Here is a 24,982-nt window from a genome sequence, read left to right as displayed (position 1 = left end):
TTATGTACGGTAAATTTCCGTACATAATATTACTATGCAACCGGGGCATGAACCCCAGGTCACGATGAAGAGCGAATCATGTCAGCACTAAAGAAACAGCGCATCGATCTACGCTTAACCGAAGACGACAAAAGCCTGATCGAAGAAGCAGCGGCAATGACGAACCAGTCAATTTCACAATTCATGGTCAGTACGGCCTCCGAACGCGCAGCAGAAGTGATTGAACAGCACCGCCGCCTGATCCTCAACGAGGCATCATGGAACCAGGTGATGGATGCGATCAGTAACCCGCCAACGCCAAATGAACGACTGAAGCGAGCAGCCAGGCGTCTCCAGGATCTGGAGTGATACGTGAATAACATGAAAATAGGGATTTTTTCAGATGACGTTGAGTATGATCTAAGCCATTTCGATTGCGGAGAAGAGAGCCTAAACACCTTTCTGACGGCGCACCTGAAACGCCAGCATCGTGGGAAATTTTTGCGGGGTTACGTTCTTGTCGCATCCGGGGAAAAGCCGCGGGTGTTGGGTTATTACACGCTGTCCGGGAGCTGCTTTGAAAAGGCGTACCTTCCTTCTAAAACCCAGCAGAAGCGAGTGCCTTACAAAAATGTTCCCAGCGTCACGCTAGGCCGCCTGGCGATAGATAAACGCTTCCAGGGGCAAGGATTGGGGGAGTTGCTGGTCACCCATGCTCTGAAAACGGTCTACCTGGCGTCTTTTGCCGTGGGTATCCACGGGATATTCGTAGAAGCGCTGAACGACAGCGCCAAAAACTTTTACCTTAAACTGGGGTTTATCGCCCTTCAGGCAGAGAATGAAAATACTCTCTTCCTGCCGACTAAAACCATTGAAAGACTGTTTGCAGATTAAGTCTGTTACTCACGCCCCGCGAACCGGGCGTGAGTAACACGTAATGGGTTTAACCCACAATCGACTTCGGCTCCATAAACGCCCCAATTCCCCATTCGCCCATCTCGCGTCCCACGCCGGAGTGTTTAAACCCGCCAAACGGGGCTTTTGGCTCATGCGCGAGGGTGTTCACCAGCACGCGCCCGGAAACAATCTGCTGCGCCACGCGACGCGCACGCCCGGTGTCACGCCCCAGCACCATCGCGCTCAGGCCGTACTCGGTATCGTTGGCAATCGCGACAGCCTCCGCCTCGTCCTGATAAGGAATAATGCACAGCACCGGGCCAAAAATTTCCTCACGCGCGATAGTCATCTGGTTGTTCACATCAGTAAACAGCGTCGGGCGCACAAACCAGCCGTCCCGCGTCCCGTCCGGTCGCCCTTCGCCGCCCGCCAGCAGTCGCGCGCCTTCGTCGAGTCCTTTGCGAATATACCCCTGTACCCGCAGCCACTGCTTTTCGCTGACCATTGGGCCAATCTCTGTCGCGCTTTCGCGCGGGTCGCCGGATTTCACCGCCGCCACCGCCTGCGCGAGGACGGTTTCCATCTCGGCCTTGCGCGACTGCGGCACCAGAATACGCGTGCCGGCCACGCACGCCTGACCGCTGTTCATAAACCCGGCCTGAATCACCAGCGGGATCGCCCGTGCAAGATCGACATCATCCAGCAAAATCGTCGGCGATTTACCGCCTAACTCCAGCGTGACGCGCTTAAAACCCTCCGCCGCGTTACGCAGGATCGCTTTGCCGGTATTCGTCGACCCCGTAAACGAGATTTTTGCCACGTCCGGGTGGCGGCTAATGGTCTCCCCCACCGTCTCGCCGCGCCCGGTGATGATATTAAACACGCCCGCTGGCAATGCGGCATCACGCAGCGCCTCGGTGATGATCTGCGTTTGCAGAGCGCTCATTTCGCTGGGTTTGATCACCGCCGTGCAGCCCGCCGCGAGCGCCGCCGCCAGTTTGCCGCAGATAAACCCCGCATCGCTGTTCCACGGCGTGATCAGGCCCGCTACGCCTAGCGGCGTCATCTGCACCGATGCCGCCCCCGCTGAAAATGAAAATTCAAACGCCTCCAGGGCCTCAATCGCCTGGGCAATGACATCGGCCGGATAACTGGCCATCCACGCCGAGCGCGCAGCCGGTGCGCCGTACTCTTCGATTATCGCCTCCAGCAGCTGATCATGACGGGCGGCAACAGCGGCATGCATACGTGTTAACGCAGCAATCCGTTCCTGTGTTGTGGTTTGCGACCACGCCGGAAATGCCGCTTTGGCGGCCGCAATGGCGCGTTCAGCGTCGACCTCATCTGCCAGACGCACCTGCCCTATGACCTGTGCCGTCGCTGGGTTGTATAAATCAAAACGCTCGGTGCCATGCGGGGTAACAAATTCGCCGTTGATAAAAATCTGTTCGATGTGGTGCATATAAACCTCCTCAGGCTGTGTGGACACAGTCTGGCACGACTACTCCGTTGCGATAATCCACGCTATGCTGCAAGGGTTGTTTCGATTTTCAGGATAATCTATGCATCGTTCAGGTTTGACAGAGCTGGAAGTGGTGATGGCGGTGGTACGACGCGGCAGCTTTCGCGGTGCCGCCCAGGAGCTGGGTATGTCTGCCACGGCGGTGAGTAACGCCATCGCCGGGCTGGAGAGCCGCCTCGAGACGCGTCTTTTTAACCGCACTACCCGCAGCGTGGCGCTCACCGACGCCGGGCAGCGTTATGTGGCGCGCATCGGTCCGGCGCTGCAGGAAATTCGTCAGGCCGGGGAAGAGATCCACAGCGACACCGGCGAACCCGCAGGCACCCTGCGCCTGAACGTGCCGAACAATATTGGCTCCCTGTTTCTGGACCAGCTGCTGATCGACTTTATGATCCGCTACCCGAAAATGCGCGTGGAAACGGTGAGCGAGGCGCGAATGATCGATATCGTCGCCGAAGGCTACGACGCCGGGATCCGCCTTGAAGAGGCGGTGCCGCAGGATATGATCGCCGTACCGCTGACCGGAGAGATCCGCCAGCTCGTGACCGCCACACCGGACTATTTTGCCCGCCACGGTATACCGCAAACGCCGGAGGATCTGCTGTTGCATCAGGGGATCGGGATGCGCATGGCCCACGGTGGGATCTACCGCTGGGAGCTGGCCCGTCGGGGAGTCCAGTATGCGCTGGCCGTGCCGCCGCGTTTTGCGACATCCGATCTTTTTGCCTCGATCCGCGCGGTCAAAGCAGGGCTGGGGATTGGCTTTTTACCGGAACTCTATATCCGTGACGAGCTGAAAAGCGGGGAACTGGTGAGCGTGTTAAACGACTGGACGCAGCCGTTTGCCGGGCTGCGTCTTTACTATCCGGGCCATCGCCACGTCCCGCCGGGGTTGCGGGCGCTGGTGGCGATGATCCGCGAGCGCGGGATTATTCCAGGTTAGCCTTGTTCAGTCCGTAAGCTGCGTCCAGCGAGCCGGGTGCCATGCGCGAGGTAATGCCTAAACGGTTCCAGGCGTTGATCGCCACGATGGCGAAGTTCAGCTCTGAAATCTCCACGTCAGAAAAGTGTTCCGCCACGCTGCGGTACAGCGCGTCGCTCACCCCGTGAACGCCAATCTGGGTCAACGCTTCGGCGAAGGCCAGCGCCGCTTTCTCGCGAGCGCTGAACAGCGGAGATTCGCGCCAGGCCGCCAGGTGGTAAAGGCGCAGTTCGCGCTCCCCGGCAATTTTGGCCTCTTTGGAGTGCATATCCAGACAGAAGGTACAGCCGTTCAGCTGGGAAACGCGAATGTCGATCAGGTGCTTCAGCGCCGGGTCGATAGAGGTTTTCGCCACTTCCATGCTCAGGGCGGACAGCGCGTTGGCAAGGGCTGGAGTAACTTTATGGTGGTTTACGCGAGTGCTCATTGTCTTTCCTCTTATTTACACGGTATGTGTCATGCGATGAGGACAATCTACGCGGGTCATGACATAGTAAAAAGATACAAAAAACATAAAATGAGGTAGGACATGAAGCCGGGCTATCACGACATTTACACCCGCTATCGCGACAACATTACGCGCGGCGTGCTGAAGCCTGGCGATAAGGTGCCCGCCATTCGCGTACTGGCCGAAGAGCTCAAGGTAGCGCGCAAAACCGTCGAAACGGCGTATGCCATTTTAATCGGCGAAGGGTACCTGGTGAGCCAGGGCGCGCGCGGCACGCGGGTCAATCCCGATCTCTTGCTGCCCGCGACGCCAGCTCCAGCGGATCACACCACCGGTACGCTCCCGGCATCGCTTATCAGCCAGCGTGAACGAGCGGGTTTTCTGCGCCCCGGCATTCCCTCCCTCGACAGCTTCCCCTATAAAAAATGGTTACTGCTGGCAGGCCAGGCGACGCGCTCCATGCGCCCGGAAGAGATGCTCAACCCGCCGGTGCTGGGCTGGTATCCCCTGCGCCAGGCCATCGCCCGCTATCTGAATATCTCCCGCGGGCTCTCGTGTACCGCCGAACAGGTGCTGATCACCAGCGGCTACAGCGGCAGCCTGCGCCTGATCCTCGATACGCTCGCCAGCCGCAGCGACAAAGTGGTGTTTGAAGATCCGGGCTATTTTATGGGCCAGCAGCTGCTTAAGCGGATTGTGCCACGTCTGCACACCGTGCCGGTCGATCGCTGCGGCATCGACACGGAGTACCTGTTGCACCATCATCGCGACGCCCGTTTTGCTATCGTGACGCCCTCTCACCAGAGCCCCCTGGCGGTAACGCTCTCTCTGCCGCGTAAACAGCAGCTTCTCGACTGGGCGAGCCAGAACGGGGCGTGGATTATTGAAGATGATTACGACGGAGAATTTCACTATACCCGCAAGGTGCTGCCGTCGCTGAAAAGCCTCGATCGCCATGATCGGGTGATCTTTATGGGCACTTTCAGTAAAACCATTATGCCCTCCTTACGCATGGGCTACATCGTGATGCCCGCCAGCACGGTTGAGGCATTTACCGACTGCGCGGACATCGTCGCCAGCGGCCAGCCGGTATTGACGCAAAAAATCCTCACCACCTTTCTCAACGAGGGCCATTTTTTCCGTCATCTTAAGAAGATGCGCGCGCTGTACCAGACCCGCCGGGAGTGGATGATTGCCGCCCTGCGTGAGGTATATGGCGATCTGTTTTTCACCGAGCAAAACGACGGCGGAATGCATATCGTGGCGTTTCTGGCGAAAGGCAGCAACGATCGGGAGGTGGCGTGCTGCTGGCAAGCGCAGCAGCTGCAGGTGAATGCCCTTTCAGAGTGGTATCGCGGGTCGGGCAAACGTTACGGGCTGGTGATGGGCTATAACAACGTGCGGTCATATCAGGAGGCGGTGGATTTGCTGGAAAGACCGAAGCGGCAGACACTTACGCTGTTGAGCTAAACATCGCCCGGTGGCGCTACGCTTACCGGGCCTACGGGATCGAGTAGGCCGGGTAAGGCGCAGCCGCCACCCGGCGGCGACGTGTCTCACACATCATACCGCGACAATCCAACGTCCTTGAGCTGCTCGTCGCTCATCTGGCTCAGAATGCGGCGGGTACGGTTGACGCGATACCAGTTACGCAGCGTTTTCGCTACCCACACAAACGCGATAAACGGACGTTTTGAACGATTTTCGTAGAATTCCATGATGCTCTCCTCACCGTGTCAGTGGGGCTATGATCGTGGAAAACGGCTTTAGCAATACAGACTCAAAAACAACTTTTGTTTAACATACAGATCCGCTAAAACGGTATCTGCATGCCGTTTTTTGCGGCAATCTGTACTGGTTTTGTAATCTGTATGGTGACAACAAAGGATACAGCATGACGCGCTACCAACATCTGGCCAATCTACTGGCAGAACGCATTGAACAAGGGCTGTATCGCAGCGGTGAACGTCTGCCGTCGGTACGCGCGCTGAGCCAGGAGCACGGCGTGAGCATCAGCACCATACAGCAGGCCTATCAGATCCTCGAAAACCTGCAGCTCATCACTCCCCAGCCGCGTTCCGGCTATTTTGTGTCTAAGCGCAAGGCCCAGCCGCCGGTGCCGGCCATGACGCGCCCGGTGCAGCGCCCGGTGGACGTCACCCAGTGGGATGAGGTGATGATGCTGCTGGATGCCCGCGCCGACAAAGAGATGATCTCCTTTGGCGGCGGTTCGCCAGACGTTAACCAGCCGAGCCTGAAGCCCCTGTGGCGTGAGATGAGCCGCATCGCACAGCACAACCCCGCCGAAATGCTGAGCTATGACGTACTCGACGGGCGCCTTGAGCTGCGCGAGCAGATCGCCCGGCTGATGCTCGACGGGGGCTCGACCGTGGCGGCGAACGAGATTGTGATCACCAACGGCTGCCACGGCGCGCTCTCCATCGCCCTGCTGTCGGTCTGTAAACCAGGAGACATTGTGGCGGTGGAGTCGCCGTCGTTCCACGGCACCATGCAGATGCTGCGCGGGTTTGACATCAAGGCGATAGAAATTCCGACCGATTCGCAAACCGGGATCAGCATTGAGGCTTTAGAGCTGGCGCTGGAGCAGTGGCCCATCAAAGCGGTCATCCTGGTGCCCAACTGCAATAATCCGCTTGGGTTTATCATGCCGGAGTCGCGTAAGAAGCAGGTGCTGGCCCTGGCCCAGCGGCACGATATCGTGATCGTCGAGGATGATATCTACGGCGAGCTGGCGGCGGAATACCCGCGCCCGCGGACCATTCACTCCATGGATATTGATGGCCGCGTGATCCTCTGCAGTTCGTTTACCAAAACCGTGGCACCAGGGTTACGCGTCGGCTGGATTGTGCCGGGACGCTACTACGACCGGGTGATGCACATGAAATACGCCGCGGGCGGGTTTAACGTGCCGGGCACGCAGATGGCGGTGGCGGCGTTTATCCGCGACGGCCATTATCATCGCCACGTGCGGCGTATGCGCCAGATTTATCAGCAGAATATGGAAACCTATACCTGCTGGGTACGGCAATATTTTCCGGCAGACATATGCGTGACGCGCCCGCAGGGCAGTTTTTTGCTGTGGGTGGAGCTACCGGAGAAGGTCGACATGGTGTGCGTCAGCAAGCAGCTGTGCCGCCTGAAGATCCAGGCCGCGGCCGGGTCGCTGTTTTCCGCCTCCGGAAAGTACCGCAACTGCCTGCGGATTAACGTGGCATTACCGCCGACGGATAAGCATCGCGAGGCATTGAAGAAGATGGGTGAAGCGATTGTGATTGCGATGGAGGAGGGCTAGTGCGGCCTGATGCCCTCACCCCGGCCCTCTCCCACAGGGCTGAGGAATCCCCACTAATTTTTTATTAGTGGTTTCAGAGGATTAGAATGAATATTTTGCGAGCAGTTAGATTCACTCAGCTCGTAGACAGACAGAAAACGCTCATAAATGTGCATCTTCTGTCGAGTTATCGGTTGTTTTTAGCTCCATTTTTGAACAATAAACAACCATTTATCCATATCTAATTTTCTGGGGATTCCTCAGCCCACAGGGAGAGGGAGAAAACCGCCGTTGTAGGCCCGGTAAGCGCAGCGCCACCGGGCAACAGGCCGCACTACTCGTCGAAATACCAGTACCCCTGGTTAATCAGCCCGGTGAGCTCCTCGACAAACGCCGGGTTGTTCAGCGCATCGCCCAGCTCGGCCTGGCCCAGCTCAGTGTAGCGGCACAGCGCGTCCGCCGCCTTCGCGTCGACTGTCTCGAGCTGTTCGCTGTTGATGAAGAAACTGCCGTTGATATTCAGCACGCGCAGGCCGCTCAGGCGAGACAATCTCTCTCCGCCCTGCAACGCGTCCAGCACCTCCTCGGGCGCATACGGCGGCTCGGCGGCGGCGATATCCAGCTCGTGACGTGGCGTGGAGACAAAGCTGCCGAACCATTTTGTGAAATCATCCGGCTTACCGATCATGTCGATCATCATCTGGCGAATGCGATCGAGCTCGTACTGCTCAATGCGCCCAGGGTGTTCGCGGCAGGTCAGATCCGGATCGCTGTAATGCTCCCCGCCCAGATCGTTTTCCAGCGCGTAATCGGCAAAGCTGCTGATCAGATCGCGGCCGTTTGGCCCCCGGAAACCCACTGAGTAGTTCAGCGCGGTTTCATGGGTGAAGCCGTCGTGCGGGAATCCTGGTGGAATGTAGAGAATATCGCCGGGCGCCAGATCTTCGTCGATGATCGGTTCAAACGGATCCACATGCAGCAGCGCCGGATGTGGGCAGAACTGACGCATCGGCAGCTTGTCACCCACGCGCCAGCGACGGCTGCCCATCCCCTGAATGATAAACACATCGTACTGATCGATATGCGGGCCCACGCCGCCGCCCGGCACGGAGAAGGAGATCATGAGATCATCCAGACGCCAGTCCGGCAGCACGCGGAACGGGCGCACCAGCTCCGCCGCCGGCATGTGCCAGTGGTTCACCGCCTGCGCCAGCAGCGACCAGCCGGTTTCGCCCAGGCCGTCAAAGTGCTCAAACGGACCATTGCTGGCCTGCCATTTGCCGTTGAAATGGCTCACCAGACGGCTATCGACCTCCGGCTCCATCGCCAGGCCTGCCAGCTCGTCCGGGGTAATCGGGTCGACAAAATTCGGGAAGGCATTTTTCAGCACAACGGGTTTTTTTTGCCAGTATTTCTCAAGAAATTCCGGCCAGTTCAGGTTCAGTTGATACGCCATGGATAGCACCAGTGAGAGGGGAAACAGGCGCGATTATAGGCAAGAAGGCAGAGGGGGAACTTGTCATGGGTCAAACCAGCACGCGTAGGTCGGGTAAGGCGTAGCCGCCACCCGACACGTACACGGCGTTAAAAACTTAATCCAGCTTCAGATCGTCATAATGGGTAATCAGTTTACCCACAATGCCGTAATCCAGCGCTTCGGCCGGAGACATCCAGAAGTTGCGGTCGGTGTCTTTTTTCACTTTTTCCAGCGGCTGGCCGGTGGCGTCGGCGATCAGTTTGTTCACGCGGTCCAGCATGCGGATGATCTCGCGCGCTTCAATCTCAATATCCGTCGCCTGACCGCGCACGCCGCCCAGCGGCTGGTGGATCATAAAGCGGGTGTTTGGCAGCGAGTAGCGATGCTCTTTTTTCGCCGCCAGGAAGATGGTGATCCCGGCGCTCGCCACCCAGCCGGTACCGATCACGTGCACGTCCGGGCGGATGAACTTGATGAAGTCGTGAATGGTATCACCGGCTTCCACGTGACCGCCCTGGCTGTTGATGTACAGTTTGATCGGATCGTTGCTCACGCTTTGCAGCAGGATCAGCTGGGTGATGACTTTCTCTGCCAGCGCCTGGTTGATTTCACCGGAGATAACAATCGAGCGGGATTCCAGCAGCTTCTGCTGCAGTGCGCTCTGTGTTCCTTCCGCTTTATCCTTATCGCCGTCTTTCAGTGTGTAGTGCATTGTTATGTCCTCAGCATTTAGCGCTTAAAACCAGAGTGTAGCCTGTTTTACACGTGAAAGTCCTCAGGCGCACACAATGCGAATGTCCTGGGCCGCAAACGCGTCGACAACGCCCTGTTCCAGCGCCTCTTTTACCACCAGCACATCAATGTCCTGACACGTCGCCACCACAAAGCGCGCCACACCGGGAAGTTTGTCTGCCGTCAGGGCCACGATGGTCTGGTTGCTCTGGGCGATAACCGCCTTTTTGAATTCGCAGTCGGCAAAATCAAAGCCAGTGAGTCCCATCTGCGGATCCATCGCGCAGCCGCCAATAAAGGCCTGATCGAAGATAATGCCCTGGATCTGACCCGCGGCCGTGGCGCCCACCGACCCGCCGGATGCCCGCTGGATCTGCCCGCCGATGATGATCACCTCGCACAGGGGATGGCGCAGCAGTTCCGTGGCGATGGCCGGGGAGTTGGTCACCACCGTGACGTTGAGATCCGCCGGGAGGGCTTTCGCCAGCGCCAGGTTTGTTGTCCCCGCGTCGATAAAAATGCACCCGCCCGCCTGAACCAGCGTTGCTGCTTTCTGCGCGATTGCGTGCTTTTCTGCACTTATTTTCTGCTCGCGGCTTAAAAAATTACCCGCATCCGGAAGCTGAAGCACCGCGCCGCCGTAGACCTTTTTGCAATACCCCTCTTTGCTAAGTTCATGTAAATCACGGCGAATCGTGTGCTCGGATACGTTCATCTGGCTCGCCAGCTCGGTACAGACCACCCTTCCGCTCTTCTGAAGGATCTGGCGGATCCGCGCTTGTCGCTGTTCAGGAAAAGCTGCATAATCGAGCATTGAAAGTCCTTTAATAATTCTAATCGAGTATCAATGCGCATAATGTTGCATAACCGCGCAACACAAACAACGAGGGTTACAATGAATATTGCACATGTCGCACTCTGGACCCGCAGCCTTAACGCCCAGGTTCAGTTCTGGGAAACGGTGTTTAATGGCCGCAGCAACGCACGCTACGTCAGTAAAAATCGTCCGGGTTTTGAATCCCATTTTATTACCCTTGATGAGGGGCCGACGATTGAGCTGATGACCATTCCGGACCTGCCCGACGCGCCTGCCCACCCGGAATTTATCGGCTGGGCGCATATCGCCATCAACGTCGGCGGAAAAGCACAGGTGGACAGCATGGCGGCACAGGCCAGGGCAAACGGCACGCTGCTTAGCGCCCCGCGGATGACCGGGGACGGCTTCTATGAAGCGGTAATCGCGGACCCGGACGGCAATCGCATTGAGCTTGTCGGTGCATAAAAACAGCGTTTCGTTCCTTCACCGCCCCTGCTCCGGCTCGCTATACTTCATATGGTTATCATATTGTTAAATGATAATGATATTTAATGTGTTAAGATGAAAGTCAGCATAAACAGTCTCTTACGTAACCGAAGGGACGGTTTGCATCCTCGACCTTTAAATCAGCACCGGGGCGGTGAATGGAACACATTGTGTATGTGGTTGATGACGATGACGCCGTCAGGCAGTCCGTGACCGGGCTACTGGAATCGGCAGACCTGAACGCTATCGGCTTTTCATCGGCAGAAGCATTTCTTCAGCACCGCTTCGAGGATCTGCCTTCGTGCGTGATCCTCGATATGCAAATGCCCACCATCTCCGGTTTTGAGGTGGCTGATGCCCTCAGGGACAGCGGGCGTGAGATCCCGATTATTTTCCTCACCGGCCACGGCACCATCCCGATGTCGGTTCGCGCCATCAAAGGCGGGGCCTACGAGTTTCTGACCAAACCGGTTGAATCCGCCGCGCTTATCGACGCCATTGAATCCGCACTCCGGCTGGCGGAAAACAACGCCGTGCGTAACAAAGAGCACTACGCCCTGAAGCAGCGCCATATGTCTCTTACCCCGCGCGAACATGAAGTGCTCCAGCTGGCGATAAGCGGCCTGCTGAACAAGCAGATCGCCGCCGAGCTTGGGGTGAGCGAAATCACGGTGAAAGTCCATCGCCGCCGCGTGATGGAGAAGATGCAGGTGCGCTCCGTGGCAGAGCTGGTCAGGGTCGTGGAACGCCTGAGCAAAAGTCTGCCAACGGAATAGCCGTTACCCTTCCTGTGCCGCAAGCGGCAGCGTAAAGGCAAAGACGGTGCCGTGCGGCTCCCGGCGGCGCGCGCTCAGTTTTCCGCAGTGCCGCTCAATGATGCTGGCGCTGATGGTCAGCCCCATCCCCATGCCCTGCGCTTTGGTGGAATAGAACGAGTCAAAAATCTTCTCCAGCCGCTCAGGCTCTATGCCGCTGCCGGTATCGGCTATCTCCACCAGCACTCTCCCTTCTGCATTGCTGGTGCTGATGGTGATGGTGCAAGAGCGATCTTTCACCTCGGCCATCGCCTCTACCGCGTTCATCACCAGGTTGAGCAGCACCTGCTGGATCTGCACGCTGTCGCCAGTGATAAAGCTATCCTGTGCCTGCAAAAGGTAATCGACGCTAATGTGTCGCTGCTCAAGCTCGCTGCGCGACAGCGCGATGATATGGTGGACCAGGTAGTGCAGATCGATGCGTGAGAAGGTCGGATCCTGCTTGCGCGTCAGGGACTGAATGCTGCGGATGATCTCCCCCGCCCGCGCCCCTTCAGCGGCGATCTCCTCCAGCCCTTCACGCACTTTATCCAGCCGGGCTGGCTCCCGGTTGAGCCAGCGCAGGCTCGCCCCGGCGTTGGAGACGATCGACATCAGCGGCTGGTTGATCTCATGGGCAATGGAAGAGGTCAATTGCCCGACGGTGGTCGCCCGGGAAACACGCGCCAGATCTGCCTGCGCCACCCGCATCGCATCTTCCGCCGCCCGCTGGCTGGTAATGTCGGTGATGATGCCGTAATACTCGTTCACCTCGCTGCCCACGCCCACCGGATCGCCAATCCCGAGAATATAGCGGGTTGAGCCATCGGTACGGTTAATGCGGAACTCCGCCCGCATGGAGAGCCCTTCGCGTACGCTTTGGGTGACGATGGTACTGATCCGGGCGTAATCATCCTGATGCACAAAGGTCAAAAACTCCGCCATGGAGATCTTCTTTTGCTGTTCAGGCAGGCCGAGGATGCGGGCGTACTCCTCGGAGATAAACATCAGATCCTGCTCCAGCTCCCAGCGCCAGCTGCCGGTGTGGCTGATCTGCTCGCCCAGCATCAGCGAGGTCTGGCTGGATCGCAGCTCTTTCTCCACGCGACGACGCTGGATGTTTTCCGCCAGCAGCTCGGCATACAGGCGCGCCGTCTCCAGCGAAACCGCCGCCTGCGCCCCCAGCAGGCTCACCACGCGGGAGTGCTCGGCGGTAAAGACCTCCGGCATCAGGCGATTTTCCAGGTAGAGCACGCCCACCAGCCGCGCCTGTTTGAACATCGGGACGCACATCACGGCCGCCCCCGAGGTCACGAGATAAGGATCCTGGCTAAAGGGGTGGAACTCTTCCGGCTTGCCGGTGCGGATCTCCTGTCCGGTGCGGATCACCGCCGCCAGCACCGACAGCGGCATATCGGTCGCCATCGGGACCTCTTTCAGGATCCGCACCCGCACGCCGTCGGTACTGGTCCACGCGCTGGCCTCGATCTCCGGGATATGGTTGTCGCTCACGCGCAGCAGCAGACCGCGCTGCGCCCCGGCCCGTTCAAGCAGCAGCGTCATCAGGTTTTCAATCAACCGCTCAAGGTTAATTTCTTCAGACAGCGCGCGTGACGCCTTGATCACGCTTTGCAGATCGCGAATCACTTCATTCTGCGCGAAAGCCACCGTGTCGTACGCGCTGGCCTGAGCGGAGCTCAGAAGATGCGGAAAATCCTGCTCAAGCTGGCGCACTTTTGCCTGTGCACCGGCGCGGCCCCAGGCGGCGATCGCCCCGCGGAAGTGGGCGTCCGAGGCGGTCGGATAGCCGCAGGCAAGGGCAAAGCGCCCTGCCAGCTCGTGGGCCAGCGCGTTCAGCGGATTAAAACCGCCCTCCCGCGAGAGGCGCACCGCTTTCTCATACTGCTCAAGCGCAATGCTGTTCATCCCGTCCAGACGCACGATTTCGGCGTAAATCAGCGCCTCTTTGTCGGCAAACGTGCCCGGATTAATCCGCGCCCAGAGGGCGATTTTGTCGTAGTGGGCGTGAATGCTGCGACGGTGATTCGCCGAGAAGGTCTCCGGCGTCAGCTGTCTGGAAAGCGACAGGGCGCTGTAGAGATGGTAATCCAGCAGGTGAATGTGGCCTGGCGCAGACCATGCGAACCAGCCCGCCTGCTCCAGCTCCGCCTGCGCGGCGGCATACTCCCCGCAGGTAAAGTGCGCCATCCCACGGTACAGCCAGTACCAGAACAGCATGGTCGAGGTCTGCTCCGGGGCCTGCTCAGGCGCCGCTGGCAGCATCGCTTCAGGCAGCACCTGCGCGGCGCTCCAGGTGCCGATGACCGGCGTACGCAGAAACTCAACGTAGCCGCGCTGGAGCATCAAAATCGTTTCGATGTCCTGGAAGTGGGTTTTACGGACAAAGGCCAGACCGCGATCGATGCTGGTCAGCACCCCGTCCAGATGATCGCCCCGCGAGAGGAAGTTGATCACCTGATGGCAGGCCGCAAAGCAGGCCACCGTCATATCACCGTGAGTGACGGCGGCGGTAAAGCAGGCCTTAGCGCACTCGATGGTGAACGACAGCGGCTGGGTCCAGACGCTGAGCTGATCGAGCGGCAGCAGGGTTTTGGCTTCAAAGGCATCGTAGCCGTGACGGTTTACCAGCTCGCGGGCCAGCGTGCCGTACTGGAAACCAAGGCGATACTCGGCGTAGCGTTGGCCAATCAACACCCCAAACCAGGCCATCGCCGTGGTGGAGGCGCCGGTGATACCGTGGTCGAGGGTCAGGTGCATCATGCGACAAAGCAGCAAAAAGTGCAGGCGCGGACAGATAAAACTGGCGCAAATGCTGGCGCTATACAGCAGGTTCATCACCGCTTCGGTTTGCGGGTTGTCCATTTGCGAGAGCTGGACAAATTGCTGTTGCGGCGCGTCACCCACTCGGTTGCAGAAGTGTTTCCAGGCTTCGTCGCACTCACTGTCTTCCGGGTAGTGGCTGATCTGGATACCAAAAATCCCCAGCCAGCACAGCGCCGCCTCCAGCGCCAGACGGCTGTCGGACTGGCGAATGTAGACTTCCACCAGCAGGTTAGCCGCCAGCGCTTTTTCAGTCAGCCCGCCGGGGCAGCCGAGGATCGCGTCACAGAGCTCGCGGGTTCGCTCCAGGTGGCCGAGCGCAAATTCACAGCCCGCCTCTTCGATGTCGAGCATAAAGTCAGACACCGTCCCGGCATTGCCCAGCGCTCTGGAGGTCTGAATGTAGCTCAGGGCCGAATGATAATCGCCGGTGCGCTTCGCCCGCCGTGCGGCCAGCAGGCTGAGCTCGCGGAACATCTGGCGCTGCGGCGCGGGCTGAATGCTGTCCAGCGCGGCCGTCACGTGGTGCACGGCGCGGAACAGCAGTTCGTTCCCTGCCGCCTGACGCGCGGCCTCGGCCAGCAGGCTGGCGGTGGTCAGGTGCAGGTGGCTCCTCTCACGCTGATCCAGCAGCGCGAAGGCTGCCTCCTGCACCCTGTCATGGGTAAAGGCATACGCTTTTTCCGTCAGCACAATCAGCTGCGCCATCACCGCCGGGTGGAGCGCATAACGGATTTCCGCCACCGACATCCCGACCACGCGGCACAGCATCTCCAGCTCGCCCGTGCCGCCAAGACAGGCAATGCTGCCCAGCAGACGACGCGTCTCGTCGGGCATCTCTTCGAGCTTTTCCAGCACCAGGGTGACGACGTTTTCGGTGTAATGCCGGGCGCGGATCGCCTGCAGATCGTACTGCCATTTGTCCTGATACTTGTTATGCACCACCAGCCCGTCATCAACAATGCGGCGGAAAAACTCATGCACGAACAGCGGGTTGCCGCCGGTTTTTTCGTGGATAAGCGTGGCGAGGTCGGTTGTTGTGGCGCTGCGCACGCGAAACAGCGTGCCCAGCCAGCGTGCTACCGCCTTCACCGTCAGCGGCTGCGGGATAATCTCGATGGCGTGTTGCGCCGACGCCGGCAGGCTCGCGAGCTGCTGCTGTAGCGCGGGATCGGACAACGAGGCGATGTCCCGGTGCGCCACCACCAGCAATAGCGGAATGGCACCGCAGGTGCCCAGTAAATGCTTCAGCGTTTGCAGGCTGGCGGCGTCGCTCCACTGCAAATCGTCAAGCAGCAAGACCAGCGGACAGCCCTGCGAGGCAAAGGTTTTAACCAGCACCAGCACCATATGGCTGAAGCGGGCCCGGGCATCAATGGAAAATGTATCTGCCGAGAAGCGAGGTTTACTCTCCAGCAGCAACCCCAGCTCGGGCACCAGGCTGACGGCCAGCTCTTCATATCCTTCCAGGGCGCGCGAGAGGCGGATTTTCCACTTCGCCACCTCTTCCGCAGGCAGCCCGAGCAGGTGCAGCGTCAGGGTGCGAAACGCCGAGCTTAATACGCCGTAGGGTAACGTCGGCGAAAACTGATCGACCTTGCCCACCGCCAGCAGCACCCTGCGCTGCTGCAACGTTTTTAGCGCCGTGGCGATAATCGAGGATTTACCGATCCCCGACGGCCCGCCGATCGTCACCAGCTCCGGCACAATGTTTTGCCCCACCCGCTCAAACGCGGCGATGACGTCGTTTGCCTGCGGATGCGCCGCAAACAGGGAGTCCGCCAGATGGATCGCCGGCGTCCGGTCCTGCTGGCCGGGCGTAAAGGCGACGATCTCGCCTTCGGAGGTTAACGTCGCCTGACAGCGTCGAAGATCGGCAATCAGCCCGTCGACGGTCTGGTAGCGGTTATCGGGTTGCTTCTCCAGCAGCTTGAGAATGATGGTCGACAGCATGCCGGGCACATCCGGGCGCAACACGGCGGGAGAAAGCGGCTCAGAGGCAATGTGGTAATGCGCCCAGTTGGTCTGCTCGTTCTCGCCCAGCTCAAACGGCAGGCGTCCGGTCAGGAGCTCATAAAGCACAATGCCGAGACTGTAGAGATCGCTGCGGCAATCGACGGCCCGCTGTGTGCGGGTGGTGTGCTCCGGGGACATATAGGCGGGCGTACCGCCAGAGACGGCCAGCCGGGTCTGGGAAAAAGCCCCGGAGATACTGCATGAGAGGCCAAAGCTGCCCAGACGGCAGGTTGAATCGTGATGAACAAAGATATTGCCGGGCTTGATATCGCCGTGGATCAGGTTCTGCAGGTGCATCTGACGCAGCGGCGTGCAGATCTGGATCGCCAGCTCGATAAACCGGGCGATCCCCGAGATCGCCCTGCCCGCGCGTCGCGCCAGCAGCTCAAACGAAAACGGCGCATACACCAGTGCAAAACGCCCCCGGTACTGGGTGGAGGCCACGGCTCGAATGGCCCAGCTGTCCTGCAGGTGATCGCGCAACGCAAACTCATTTTTGAGCAGCCGGGTGGCCCGCTCTTCTTCTTCGTCGCTGACCGCGGTGGCAATGATAAAGGAGCCGCCAGAATGGGGATGTCGGGCGTTCATCCAGGAGATCCCGCCCTCCTGCGCCAGCACGGTAAAAATGACATCCTCTTTAAGGACAAAAACCCGCCCATCATGGAGATTTCCCTGGGCGGGCCAGAATGCAGGCAGCTCGTTTTCGTTCATCCGCGATCCTTATTGTCGGCGGGCCAGCTCCCGCTGAATATGATCCAGCAGAATATCGATGTTAATAGGCTTACGCAAAAATGCAGCGGCGCCCAAATCAAGAGCGTACCGCTGCATATTTTCATCAGCATGACCGGAGATAAAGAGTACGGGGGGAGGCGGGGCAGCCAACAGCCGCAGCTTTTCAAACAGCTCCAGGCCGTTCATGCCCCGCAGCTTGATATCGGTGATCACCAGCGCCGCGCCGGACAGGGCGAACGGGTGGCTCAGAAACACCTCTGCCGAATCAAACGTGTCGGTCGCATACCCTTCCGACTCCAGGAGGTTACTCAGCCCGCTGCGGACAGAACGTTCGTCATCAATGATGGCAATGCGCCACGGCAGCGTCATGCTGTTATTCCTCAAAAAATCATTAAACGTCGCGGTTTTCCTTCACGGGCGCGGGAGGCGCCGTGCCGCTGATTTTCGGCACACACTCGTGACGAAACCAGGCCAGAGTCAGCGGTTCGCGATTCAGTATGCGACGTCCCACCGGGATCAGCTGTTCGCCCACCAGCATACCAAACAGGCCAAGCAGGGCGACAACCGGCGGTGCCGGAGAGTGGACGTTGAGCAGAGCGTAAATTACCCCAGCCAGCACGCCGCACACCAGCGAAATTATCCAGGCCTTCATGATGACTCTCCTGCCGGATGGTGAACCACTGCCGGAACGCTCACCACGCTGTCGCGGGCTAACAGATGGCGCGTCGCCTGCTCCCCGGCCAGCATCCCCAGCAGGCCAATCAGCGCCAGCGCGGGCGGCGCGGGGGAGCGTACCTTCAGCGCGGCATACATCAGGCCGATCAACACGCCTGCCGCAAGGGATATCAACCCTGTACTCATAGAGAACTCCAGAAAGCAGTCAGTGGCAGGCCGGATGAGGGACCAGCCTGCCACCGGGACTTAGCGGGCCGGGACCGGCGCTAAGGTACGGTGCTCGCTCTTCTGACGAGACGGCGCTTTGTGCACCATGGTGTAAGCGTAATCCACGCCCATGCCGTACGCGCCGGAGTGCTCGCGCACGATATCCATCACCGCGGTGTAGGTCTCTTTACGCGCCCAGTCGCGCTGCCACTCCAGCATCACCTGCTGCCAGGTCACCGGGATCACGCCCGCCTGGATCATGCGCTGCATGGCAAAGTCGTGGGCTTCTTTGGTGGTACCGCCGGACGCGTCCGCCACCATATAAATTTCGTAGTCACCTTCCAGCATTGCGCACAGGGCAAAGCTGTTGTTGCACACTTCGGTCCACAGACCGGCAACCACCACCTTCTTCTTGCCGTTGGCTTTCAGCGCGTCGCGCACCTTCTGGTCATCCCAGGAGTTCATGGAGGTACGCTCCAGAATGTCCTGGCCCGGGAACACGTCCAGCAGCTCCGGGTAGGTGTTACCGGAGAAGCTTTCGGTCTCTACGGTGGTGATGATGGTCGGGATGTTGAACACTTTGGCCGCTTTCGCCAGCGCCACGGTGTTGTTTTTCAGCACCTGGCGGTCAATAGACTGCACGCCAAACGCCATCTGTGGCTGGTGGTCGATGAAAATAATCTGACAGTTCGCAGGGGTTAATACTTCGAGCTTTGAAGAGGTCATAGCATTTTCCAGTGGTTAAGGGTGAAATCGCCGTGAGTGCCACGCCGATAAAGTCGCCCCCATCCTGCGGCCTTCTGCGCCTGTGCGTAATTATCTCTTCGTATAGTTAACCTTAGGTATAGTTATACTTTGGTATACCTATCCTATTGTATAACTGGATCTTTGCCGAAACCGGTTCCCATAATCCTGACCATTCCCCTCTCAGTCAGGAGCAGTTATGGTTACCCTTGGAAAAGCCGATCTCATTCTGGTTAACGGCCAGTTTCACACCGTCGATCGCGAGAATCCTGTGGCGGAAGCCGTCGCCGTGCGCGACGGAAAATTTCTGGAAGTGGGTACCGTCGCCGAGGTGATGCAACACCACTGCGACGGCACTAAAGTGGTGGATTTAAAAGGCCACACCGCCATCCCCGGCCTGAACGACTCCCACCTGCACCTCATTCGCGGCGGGCTGAACTACAACCTCGAGCTGCGCTGGGAAGGCGTGCCGTCTCTGGCCGATGCCCTGCGGATGCTGCAAGAACAAGCCCTGCGCACGCCATCGCCACAGTGGGTGCGCGTGGTGGGCGGCTGGAGCGAGTTTCAGTTTGCCGAACGCCGCATGCCAACCCTGGACGAAATCAACGACGCCGCGCCGGACACCCCGGTCTTTATCCTGCACCTCTACGACCGCGCCCTGCTCAACCGCGCCGCGCTGAAGGTGGTTGGCTACACCAAAGACACGCCAAACCCGCCGGGCGGCGAGATCCAGCGCGACGCCAACGGCAACCCGACCGGGATGCTGATCGCCCGTCCGAACGCCATGATCCTCTACGCCACGCTGGCCAAAGGGCCGAAGCTGCCGCTGGAGCAGCAGGTTAACTCCACCCGCCAGTTTATGCGCGAGCTGAACCGTCTGGGGCTGACCAGCGCCATCGACGCGGGCGGCGGCTTCCAGAACTACCCGGAAGATTACGAGGTGATTGCCGAGCTGCACGAGAAAAAGCAGATGACCGTCCGCATCGCCTACAACCTCTTTACCCAGCGTCCGGGCCACGAGCTGGAAGACTTTGAAAAATGGACCGACATGCTCACGCCGGGCCAGGGCAGCGACTTCTTCCGCCATAACGGCGCGGGCGAGATGCTGGTCTTCTCCGCCGCCGATTTTGAAGATTTTCTCGAACCACGCCCTGACCTCGCGCCGGGTATGGAGGATGAGCTGGAGCGCGTGGTGCGCCATCTGGTTGAGCACCGCTGGCCGTTCCGCCTGCACGCCACCTACAACGAGTCCATCAGCCGCATGCTGGACGTGTTCGAAAAAGTTAACCGCGATATTCCGTTTAACGGCCTGCACTGGTTCTTCGACCATGCGGAAACCGTCACCCAGGCCAACATCGACCGCATCAAAGCGCTCGGCGGCGGCATTGCCGTGCAGCACCGCATGGCCTTCCAGGGCGAATACTTTGCCGAGCGTTACGGCATTGAAGCCACCCGCCATACGCCACCGGTGGCAAAAATGCTGGAGACCGGCGTACCGGTGGGCTTAGGCACCGATGCCACCCGCGTGGCGAGCTACAACCCGTGGACCGCCCTCTACTGGCTGGTCTCTGGCCGTACCGTCGGCGGGATGCAGATGTACGATCACAGCGCCCGTCTGGATCGCGACACCGCCCTGATGCTCTGGACCCAGGGCAGCGCATGGTTCTCCAGCGAACAAAACCAGAAGGGGCAGATCAAAGTCGGCCAGCTCGCCGACCTGGCGGTGCTGAGCAAAGACTACTTCCGCGTGCCGGAAGAGGAGATCAAGGGCATCGAATCCGTCCTGACGGTGGTCAACGGCGATATCGTCTACGCCGCAGGCAGCTTTGGCCCGCTGGCCCCGCCTGCCATTCCGGTCCTGCCTGAGTGGTCCCCGGTGGTGAAGGTGCCGGGCCACTACCGCAGCGCGCCGCCGCAGGCCACACGCGTGGGTATGAACGCCGTCCACCACTGCAGCGGCCCGTGCGGGGTGCACAGCCATCAGCATGATTTTGCGCGCACGTCAGAGATACCGGTGTCGGACGATAACGCATTCTGGGGGGCGCTGGGCTGCAGCTGCTTTGCATTCTGATGAAAAACACCTTTGCTCCGCCCCGGGTCGACCTGGGGCTGTTTTTCCTGCGCCTGACCGGCAGCCTGCTGTTGCTGTACGTGCACGGCCTGCCGAAAGTGCTGCACTTCAGCGAAGAGCTGACGCGCATTGAAGATCCGTTCGGCTTCGGGCCCTGGGCGAGCCTGATCCCGGCGATTGTCGCCGAGGTGATCTGCCCGCTGTTTATCATTGCGGGCGTCTACACCCGCCTGGCGTGCCTGCCGATTATCGCCGTGCTGCTGGTGGCGATGCTGGCGGTACACCCGAACTGGTCGATTGCCGAAGGGCAGTTTGGCTGGCTGCTGCTGATTATCTTCACCACCCTTGCCCTGACCGGGCCGGGCCAGTGGCGGCTGCAGCGTAAGGTAACGGAGAAATTTGCATGACCCAGGTTAACGACGTTCGTGACGCCCACGTCGAGACGACGCCCGCACCGACGGTTTCGCCCTGGCAGCCGCTGAGCCAGCCGGTATTCCGCATGCTGTGGATCGCCACGGTGGTCTCTAACGTCGGCTCATGGATGAGCGACGTCGGTATTAACTGGAGCATGCTGAGCCTGAGCGCCGATCCGCTGGATATCGCGCTGGTACAGGCGGCCAGCAGCCTGCCGATGTTCCTCTTCGCCCTGCCGTCCGGGGTGATGGCGGACATCGTCGACCGACGTAAATACCTGCTTTTCTCCCAGCTGTGGGTGTTCATCGCCGCCGCCGGGCTGGCGGTGCTCTCCTTCACCGGCCACGTCACGCCTGCGGTTCTGCTGGTGACGACGTTTCTGCTGAGCGTGGGCGCGGCGATGAGCTCGCCGCCGTTCCAGGCGGTGGTGCCCGACCTGGTGAGCAAGCCGGAGCTGGGTGCCGCCGTGGCGCTCAACTCGCTCGGGGTGAACATCAGCCGGGCGATTGGCCCTGCGCTGGGCGGTTTTCTGCTGTCGCTGGCCGGGCCGTGGATGGTGTTTGCCCTGAACGCGCTCTCCGTGGTCGGCGTGGCGTGGGTGCTGTGGCGCTGGCGTCCCGCACCGACAGTGCAGCGTCTGCCGCCGGAGCACTTCTTCTCGGCGGTGCGCTCTGGCATCCGTTACGTGCACGCCGCGCCGGTGCTGCGCAACGTGCTGGTGCGCACGGTGGCCTTCTTCGTTTTCGGCAGCGCGGGCTGGGCCCTGCTGCCGCTGGTGGCGCGCCGCGAGCTGGGCTTAGGCCCGGCAGGCTACGGCGTGATGCTGGCGTGCATTGGCCTGGGGGCAATTGCCGGGGCTATTTTGCTGCCGCGGCTGCGCCAGCGGCTGAACGCCGACCGTCTGATGGTGGCCGCCAGCCTGACGTTTGCTCTTACCATGCTGGCGCTGGCGTTCGTGCGCCACTTCTGGCTGCTGAACCTGTTTGAGTTTTTCACCGGCTTCGCGTGGATTGCGGTGCTCTCTACCCTCAATCTCGGCGCGCAGCGCAGTGCGGCACGCTGGGTGAAAGCCCGCGCGCTGGCGGTTTATCTGACGGTGTTCTTCGGCTCGATGACCGCCGGCAGCGCCCTCTGGGGACAGATCGCTTCGCAGTTTGGCACCCCGACTTCGCTGGTGGTCGCCACGCTGGGAATGGTGCTGGCGAGCGCGACGGTGTTCCGCTGGAAGCTGGAGAAAGATCCTGATTTAAATCTCGACCTCAGCGGCCAGCCGCTGGACGGCATCGAGATCGACCTGCCGAACGAGCGCGGCCCGGTGCTGGTGTCGCACGAGTACATCATCGACCCGCACAACGCGAAAGCGTTTTTGCAGGCAGTGCACGAGCTGCGCCGGGTGCGCCGCCGCGCCGGAGCGATGAGCTGGGCGGTATACGAAGATATTGAGCGTCCCGGCCTGTTTATCGAGACCTTCCTGATGGGCTCCTGGATTGAGCATCTGCGCCAGCAGGAGCGCCACACCATGAATGACCTCCTGCTGCAGAGCCGCGTTCTGGCTTTTCATCAGGGCACAACATCACCGGCTATTCGCTACCTGGTCGCGCCGGTATAACCATCATCATCACCTGCACAGGAACACACTATGGCAACGTTTAAGGCAAAAGACGGCACGCAGATTTACTACAAAGACGGCGGCGCGGGCAAACCGGTTCTCTTCAGCCACGGCTGGCCGCTGGACGGCGACATGTGGGACAGCCAGTTGAACTACCTGGCCGAGCGCGGCTTTCGCGCCATCGCCTTTGACCGTCGCGGCTTTGGCCGCTCGGATCAGCCGTGGAACGGCTACGACTACGACACCTTCGCGTCCGACATCAACGACCTGATCACCACCCTGGACCTGCAGGACGTGACGCTGGTGGGCTTCTCCATGGGCGGCGGCGATGTGACCCGCTACATCAATAACTACGGCAGCGCACGCGTGGCCGGTCTGGCGCTGCTGGGCGCGGTCACGCCGATCTTCGGTAAATCCGACTCCTTCCCGCAGGGTGTGGATCAGAGCGTGTTCGACGGCATTCGCGACGGCCTGCGTAAAGATCGCGCCCAGTTCATCAGCGACTTCGCCACCCCGTTCTACGGCATCAATGCCGGGCAGACCGTCTCTGCCGGTGCCCTGACCCAGACGCTGAACATCGCCCTGCTGGCGTCACTGAAGGGCACCATCGACTGCGTGACCGCGTTCGGCGAAACCGATTTCCGCCCGGATATGGCGAAAATCGACGTGCCGACGCTGGTGATTCACGGCAGCAACGACCAGATCGTGCCGTTTGAAAGCACCGGCAAGCTGGCGGCGGAGATGATCAAAAACGCCACGCTGAAGGTGTACGACAACGCGCCGCACGGCTTCGCGCTGACCCACCAGGACCAGCTCAACGAAGATCTGCTGGCGTTTGTGAAGTCGCTGTAATTTTCTGTAGGCCGGGTAAGGCGCAGCCGCCACCCGGCGCTTTCGCAGACGCGTTCCGCTCCGCCAGCAGCCGACAAATCTCCGCATGCTTCTCCTCGGTAAAGGTAAAGCGCGACATAAAGCCCATGCGGATCAACGAGCCAATCGCCGGTAACAAACAAATCCCGAAGAACAGTCCCGACAGCACGCCTTGGCTCTGGAGTTGCGCCTGCGGCACGTAACCGATCATCGTCAGAAACACGCCGATGAGCCCACCGCCCACTGCCACCGACATCTTGCCGGTAAAGGTCTGCCCGGAGAAGGTGATCGCCGCGCAGCGCTTGTGGGTGTGGTACTCCGCGTACTCGATGGTGTCGGCAATCATCGACGAGGTGAGGATGTTGGTCATCATCACGAACAGCGTGCTCAGGCCGAGCAGAATAAACAGCATCGTCACCTGCTGATAGCCGATGAACCACATCACCACGCGCACCGCCACGTCCAGCCCGCAGAGGATCATAAACAGCTTCCGCTTCTGCATCCGGCGCGTCAGCATCGGGGCGACCAGGCACAGCACCGCCGCCACAATCCCCATCACGCCAATCGCCATCTGCAGGCTGCCGTCGCCCAGATTATTGATAAAGAAGTAGATATACAGACCGCCCGCCACATTGTGGAACACGCAGAAGAAGAACGACAGCAGGACGATAAACAGCGGCTTGTTCTGGCGCAGGTTGTGGAAGGTGTCGCGGATGGTCACCTTTTCCGGGCTCGGCGGCACGCGCTCTTTGATCTGCATAAAGCCGTTAAGCATCAGCGGCAGGCCCACCAGCATCATCACCAGCGCCGCCATAAAGTAGCCTTTGTCATTGCTGTACTGTGCGAAGAACACCGCCAGCTTCGGGAAGAAGATGTTGGCGCAGGCAATGCCCGCGTTCACCCCAAGCATCGCCGCCGTCACCGCGCGGGTGCGCTGGGCGGAGTCGTTGGTCATCACCGACGACATCGACCAGAACGGGATATCGGAGATGGCATACAGCGTCCCCCACAGGATATACGTCACCCCGGCGTAGAGGATTTTGGTGGTCATGTCTGCTTCGATTTTATAGAACGACAGCAGCGTGACGCCGGTGATCAGCAGCGGCGCGATCAGCAAAAAGTGGCGAAACTTGCCGAACCGACTGTTAATGGTATCCATGATGCTGGCAAACAGCGGATCGTGAACCGCGTCCCACGCGCGGGCAATCAGGAAGATGGTACTCGCCGCCAGCGCCGAGATCCCCAGCACGTCGGTGTAAAAATAGTTAATAAACGAGCCCACTAAACCAAAGCTAAAACACTGACCTAAACCATAGCCAAAATAAGACCACAACTCGCGAGACGGTATTTTCATTGTCGTTGCCATTGTTATATGCC

The 24,982-nt window shown here is 59.8% G+C and carries 23 protein-coding genes; 11 read left to right on the top strand and 12 right to left on the bottom strand.

The genetic code is table 11. The features are described from left to right. Positions 1-78: 78 nt before the first annotated feature. Entirely contained in the window at positions 79-348 is a 270-nt protein-coding gene (locus AC2FAK_RS01135; protein WP_013095428.1) for a type II toxin-antitoxin system TacA family antitoxin, read from the top strand. A gap of 12 nt (positions 349-360) precedes the next feature. Then, positions 361-873 (top strand): GNAT family N-acetyltransferase, encoded by a 513-nt coding sequence (locus AC2FAK_RS01130; protein WP_201745556.1) that lies wholly within the window; start codon positions 361-363, stop codon positions 871-873. A 49-nt stretch (positions 874-922) separates the two neighbouring features. Here AC2FAK_RS01130 and AC2FAK_RS01125 read toward each other — a convergent pair whose 3' ends face one another. Further along, the gene (locus tag AC2FAK_RS01125; protein ID WP_095455093.1) at positions 923-2,338 is read right to left on the bottom strand and encodes an aldehyde dehydrogenase family protein; all 1,416 of its coding nucleotides are present in this window, start codon (positions 2,336-2,338) and stop codon (positions 923-925) included. Positions 2,339-2,438: 100 nt separating this feature from the next. On the opposite strand from AC2FAK_RS01125, the gene AC2FAK_RS01120 reads away from it, so the two are divergent. Then, positions 2,439-3,341, top strand: a complete 903-nt coding sequence (locus tag AC2FAK_RS01120) for a LysR family transcriptional regulator (protein WP_023620661.1) — start codon at positions 2,439-2,441, stop codon at positions 3,339-3,341. Here the strand turns inward: AC2FAK_RS01120 and AC2FAK_RS01115 are convergent. Further along, entirely contained in the window at positions 3,328-3,807 is a 480-nt protein-coding gene (locus tag AC2FAK_RS01115) for a carboxymuconolactone decarboxylase family protein (protein WP_013095424.1), read from the bottom strand. The genes AC2FAK_RS01120 and AC2FAK_RS01115 overlap by 14 nt on opposite strands. Before the next feature lie 102 nt (positions 3,808-3,909). Between AC2FAK_RS01115 and pdxR the strand changes: the two genes are divergently transcribed. Then, entirely contained in the window at positions 3,910-5,298 is a 1,389-nt protein-coding gene (pdxR, locus tag AC2FAK_RS01110) for a MocR-like pyridoxine biosynthesis transcription factor PdxR (protein ID WP_047023206.1), read from the top strand. 86 nt (positions 5,299-5,384) lie between these two features. On the opposite strand, the gene AC2FAK_RS01105 is transcribed toward pdxR, so the two are convergent. Further along, on the bottom strand, positions 5,385-5,546 hold the full coding sequence (locus AC2FAK_RS01105) for a DUF1127 domain-containing protein (protein WP_020687816.1): 162 nt from the start codon (positions 5,544-5,546) through the stop codon (positions 5,385-5,387). 176 nt (positions 5,547-5,722) lie between these two features. Between AC2FAK_RS01105 and AC2FAK_RS01100 the strand changes: the two genes are divergently transcribed. After that, positions 5,723-7,141: an aminotransferase-like domain-containing protein gene (locus tag AC2FAK_RS01100; RefSeq protein WP_029882201.1), complete on the top strand. Its 1,419-nt coding sequence runs from the start codon at positions 5,723-5,725 to the stop codon at positions 7,139-7,141. A 313-nt stretch (positions 7,142-7,454) separates the two neighbouring features. On the opposite strand, the gene AC2FAK_RS01095 is transcribed toward AC2FAK_RS01100, so the two are convergent. The 3 genes from AC2FAK_RS01095 to AC2FAK_RS01085 form a co-directional block, all read right to left on the bottom strand. Then, positions 7,455-8,576: a ribosomal protein uL16 3-hydroxylase gene (locus AC2FAK_RS01095; RefSeq protein WP_013095420.1), complete on the bottom strand. Its 1,122-nt coding sequence runs from the start codon at positions 8,574-8,576 to the stop codon at positions 7,455-7,457. A gap of 136 nt (positions 8,577-8,712) precedes the next feature. Continuing rightward, complete coding sequence (locus AC2FAK_RS01090) at positions 8,713-9,309, bottom strand: ATP-dependent Clp protease proteolytic subunit (protein WP_013095419.1); 597 nt, start codon at positions 9,307-9,309, stop codon at positions 8,713-8,715. A gap of 63 nt (positions 9,310-9,372) precedes the next feature. Beyond that, the gene (locus AC2FAK_RS01085) at positions 9,373-10,143 is read right to left on the bottom strand and encodes a DeoR/GlpR family DNA-binding transcription regulator (RefSeq protein ID WP_095455094.1); all 771 of its coding nucleotides are present in this window, start codon (positions 10,141-10,143) and stop codon (positions 9,373-9,375) included. Positions 10,144-10,224: 81 nt separating this feature from the next. Between AC2FAK_RS01085 and AC2FAK_RS01080 the strand changes: the two genes are divergently transcribed. Both AC2FAK_RS01080 and AC2FAK_RS01075 read left to right on the top strand, forming a co-directional pair. Continuing rightward, on the top strand, positions 10,225-10,611 hold the full coding sequence (locus tag AC2FAK_RS01080) for a VOC family protein (protein ID WP_029882203.1): 387 nt from the start codon (positions 10,225-10,227) through the stop codon (positions 10,609-10,611). Positions 10,612-10,790: 179 nt separating this feature from the next. Then, the gene (locus AC2FAK_RS01075) at positions 10,791-11,408 is read left to right on the top strand and encodes a response regulator transcription factor (protein ID WP_023620669.1); all 618 of its coding nucleotides are present in this window, start codon (positions 10,791-10,793) and stop codon (positions 11,406-11,408) included. A gap of 3 nt (positions 11,409-11,411) precedes the next feature. On the opposite strand, the gene AC2FAK_RS01070 is transcribed toward AC2FAK_RS01075, so the two are convergent. The 5 genes from AC2FAK_RS01070 to AC2FAK_RS01050 are packed head-to-tail and all read right to left on the bottom strand — an operon-like array spanning position 11,412 to position 18,623. Beyond that, on the bottom strand, positions 11,412-16,994 hold the full coding sequence (locus AC2FAK_RS01070; protein WP_095455095.1) for a trifunctional serine/threonine-protein kinase/ATP-binding protein/sensor histidine kinase: 5,583 nt from the start codon (positions 16,992-16,994) through the stop codon (positions 11,412-11,414). 9 nt (positions 16,995-17,003) lie between these two features. Further along, on the bottom strand, positions 17,004-17,384 hold the full coding sequence (locus AC2FAK_RS01065) for a response regulator transcription factor (RefSeq protein WP_013095414.1): 381 nt from the start codon (positions 17,382-17,384) through the stop codon (positions 17,004-17,006). Between the two features lie 22 nt (positions 17,385-17,406). Then, complete coding sequence (locus tag AC2FAK_RS01060; RefSeq protein ID WP_013095413.1) at positions 17,407-17,667, bottom strand: XapX domain-containing protein; 261 nt, start codon at positions 17,665-17,667, stop codon at positions 17,407-17,409. Further along, positions 17,664-17,876: a DUF1427 family protein gene (locus tag AC2FAK_RS01055; protein ID WP_013095412.1), complete on the bottom strand. Its 213-nt coding sequence runs from the start codon at positions 17,874-17,876 to the stop codon at positions 17,664-17,666. Before AC2FAK_RS01055 ends, AC2FAK_RS01060 begins: the two co-directional genes overlap by 4 nt. Positions 17,877-17,936: 60 nt before the next feature. Further along, complete coding sequence (locus AC2FAK_RS01050; protein ID WP_013095411.1) at positions 17,937-18,623, bottom strand: hydrolase; 687 nt, start codon at positions 18,621-18,623, stop codon at positions 17,937-17,939. 217 nt (positions 18,624-18,840) lie between these two features. On the opposite strand from AC2FAK_RS01050, the gene AC2FAK_RS01045 reads away from it, so the two are divergent. The 4 genes from AC2FAK_RS01045 to AC2FAK_RS01030 are packed head-to-tail and all read left to right on the top strand — an operon-like array spanning position 18,841 to position 23,587. Next, complete coding sequence (locus AC2FAK_RS01045) at positions 18,841-20,712, top strand: amidohydrolase (protein WP_095440262.1); 1,872 nt, start codon at positions 18,841-18,843, stop codon at positions 20,710-20,712. Further along, complete coding sequence (locus AC2FAK_RS01040; protein ID WP_020687449.1) at positions 20,712-21,119, top strand: DoxX family protein; 408 nt, start codon at positions 20,712-20,714, stop codon at positions 21,117-21,119. Before AC2FAK_RS01045 ends, AC2FAK_RS01040 begins: the two co-directional genes overlap by 1 nt. Then, a complete protein-coding gene (locus AC2FAK_RS01035) occupies positions 21,116-22,735 on the top strand; it encodes an MFS transporter (RefSeq protein WP_038981728.1) in 1,620 nt (539 codons plus the stop codon). Before AC2FAK_RS01040 ends, AC2FAK_RS01035 begins: the two co-directional genes overlap by 4 nt. Positions 22,736-22,765: 30 nt before the next feature. Continuing rightward, on the top strand, positions 22,766-23,587 hold the full coding sequence (locus AC2FAK_RS01030; protein ID WP_033144516.1) for an alpha/beta fold hydrolase: 822 nt from the start codon (positions 22,766-22,768) through the stop codon (positions 23,585-23,587). Here AC2FAK_RS01030 and AC2FAK_RS01025 read toward each other — a convergent pair. Beyond that, on the bottom strand, positions 23,550-24,971 hold the full coding sequence (locus AC2FAK_RS01025) for an MFS transporter (protein WP_095455096.1): 1,422 nt from the start codon (positions 24,969-24,971) through the stop codon (positions 23,550-23,552). The two genes, AC2FAK_RS01030 and AC2FAK_RS01025, sit on opposite strands and share 38 nt — an antisense overlap. Positions 24,972-24,982: the final 11 nt, after the last annotated feature.

Source organism: Enterobacter cloacae complex sp. 394F7, from assembly GCF_057320385.1.
Note: the sequence above shows the minus strand (reverse complement) of the source record. Positions and strands in the feature narration are given on the sequence as shown.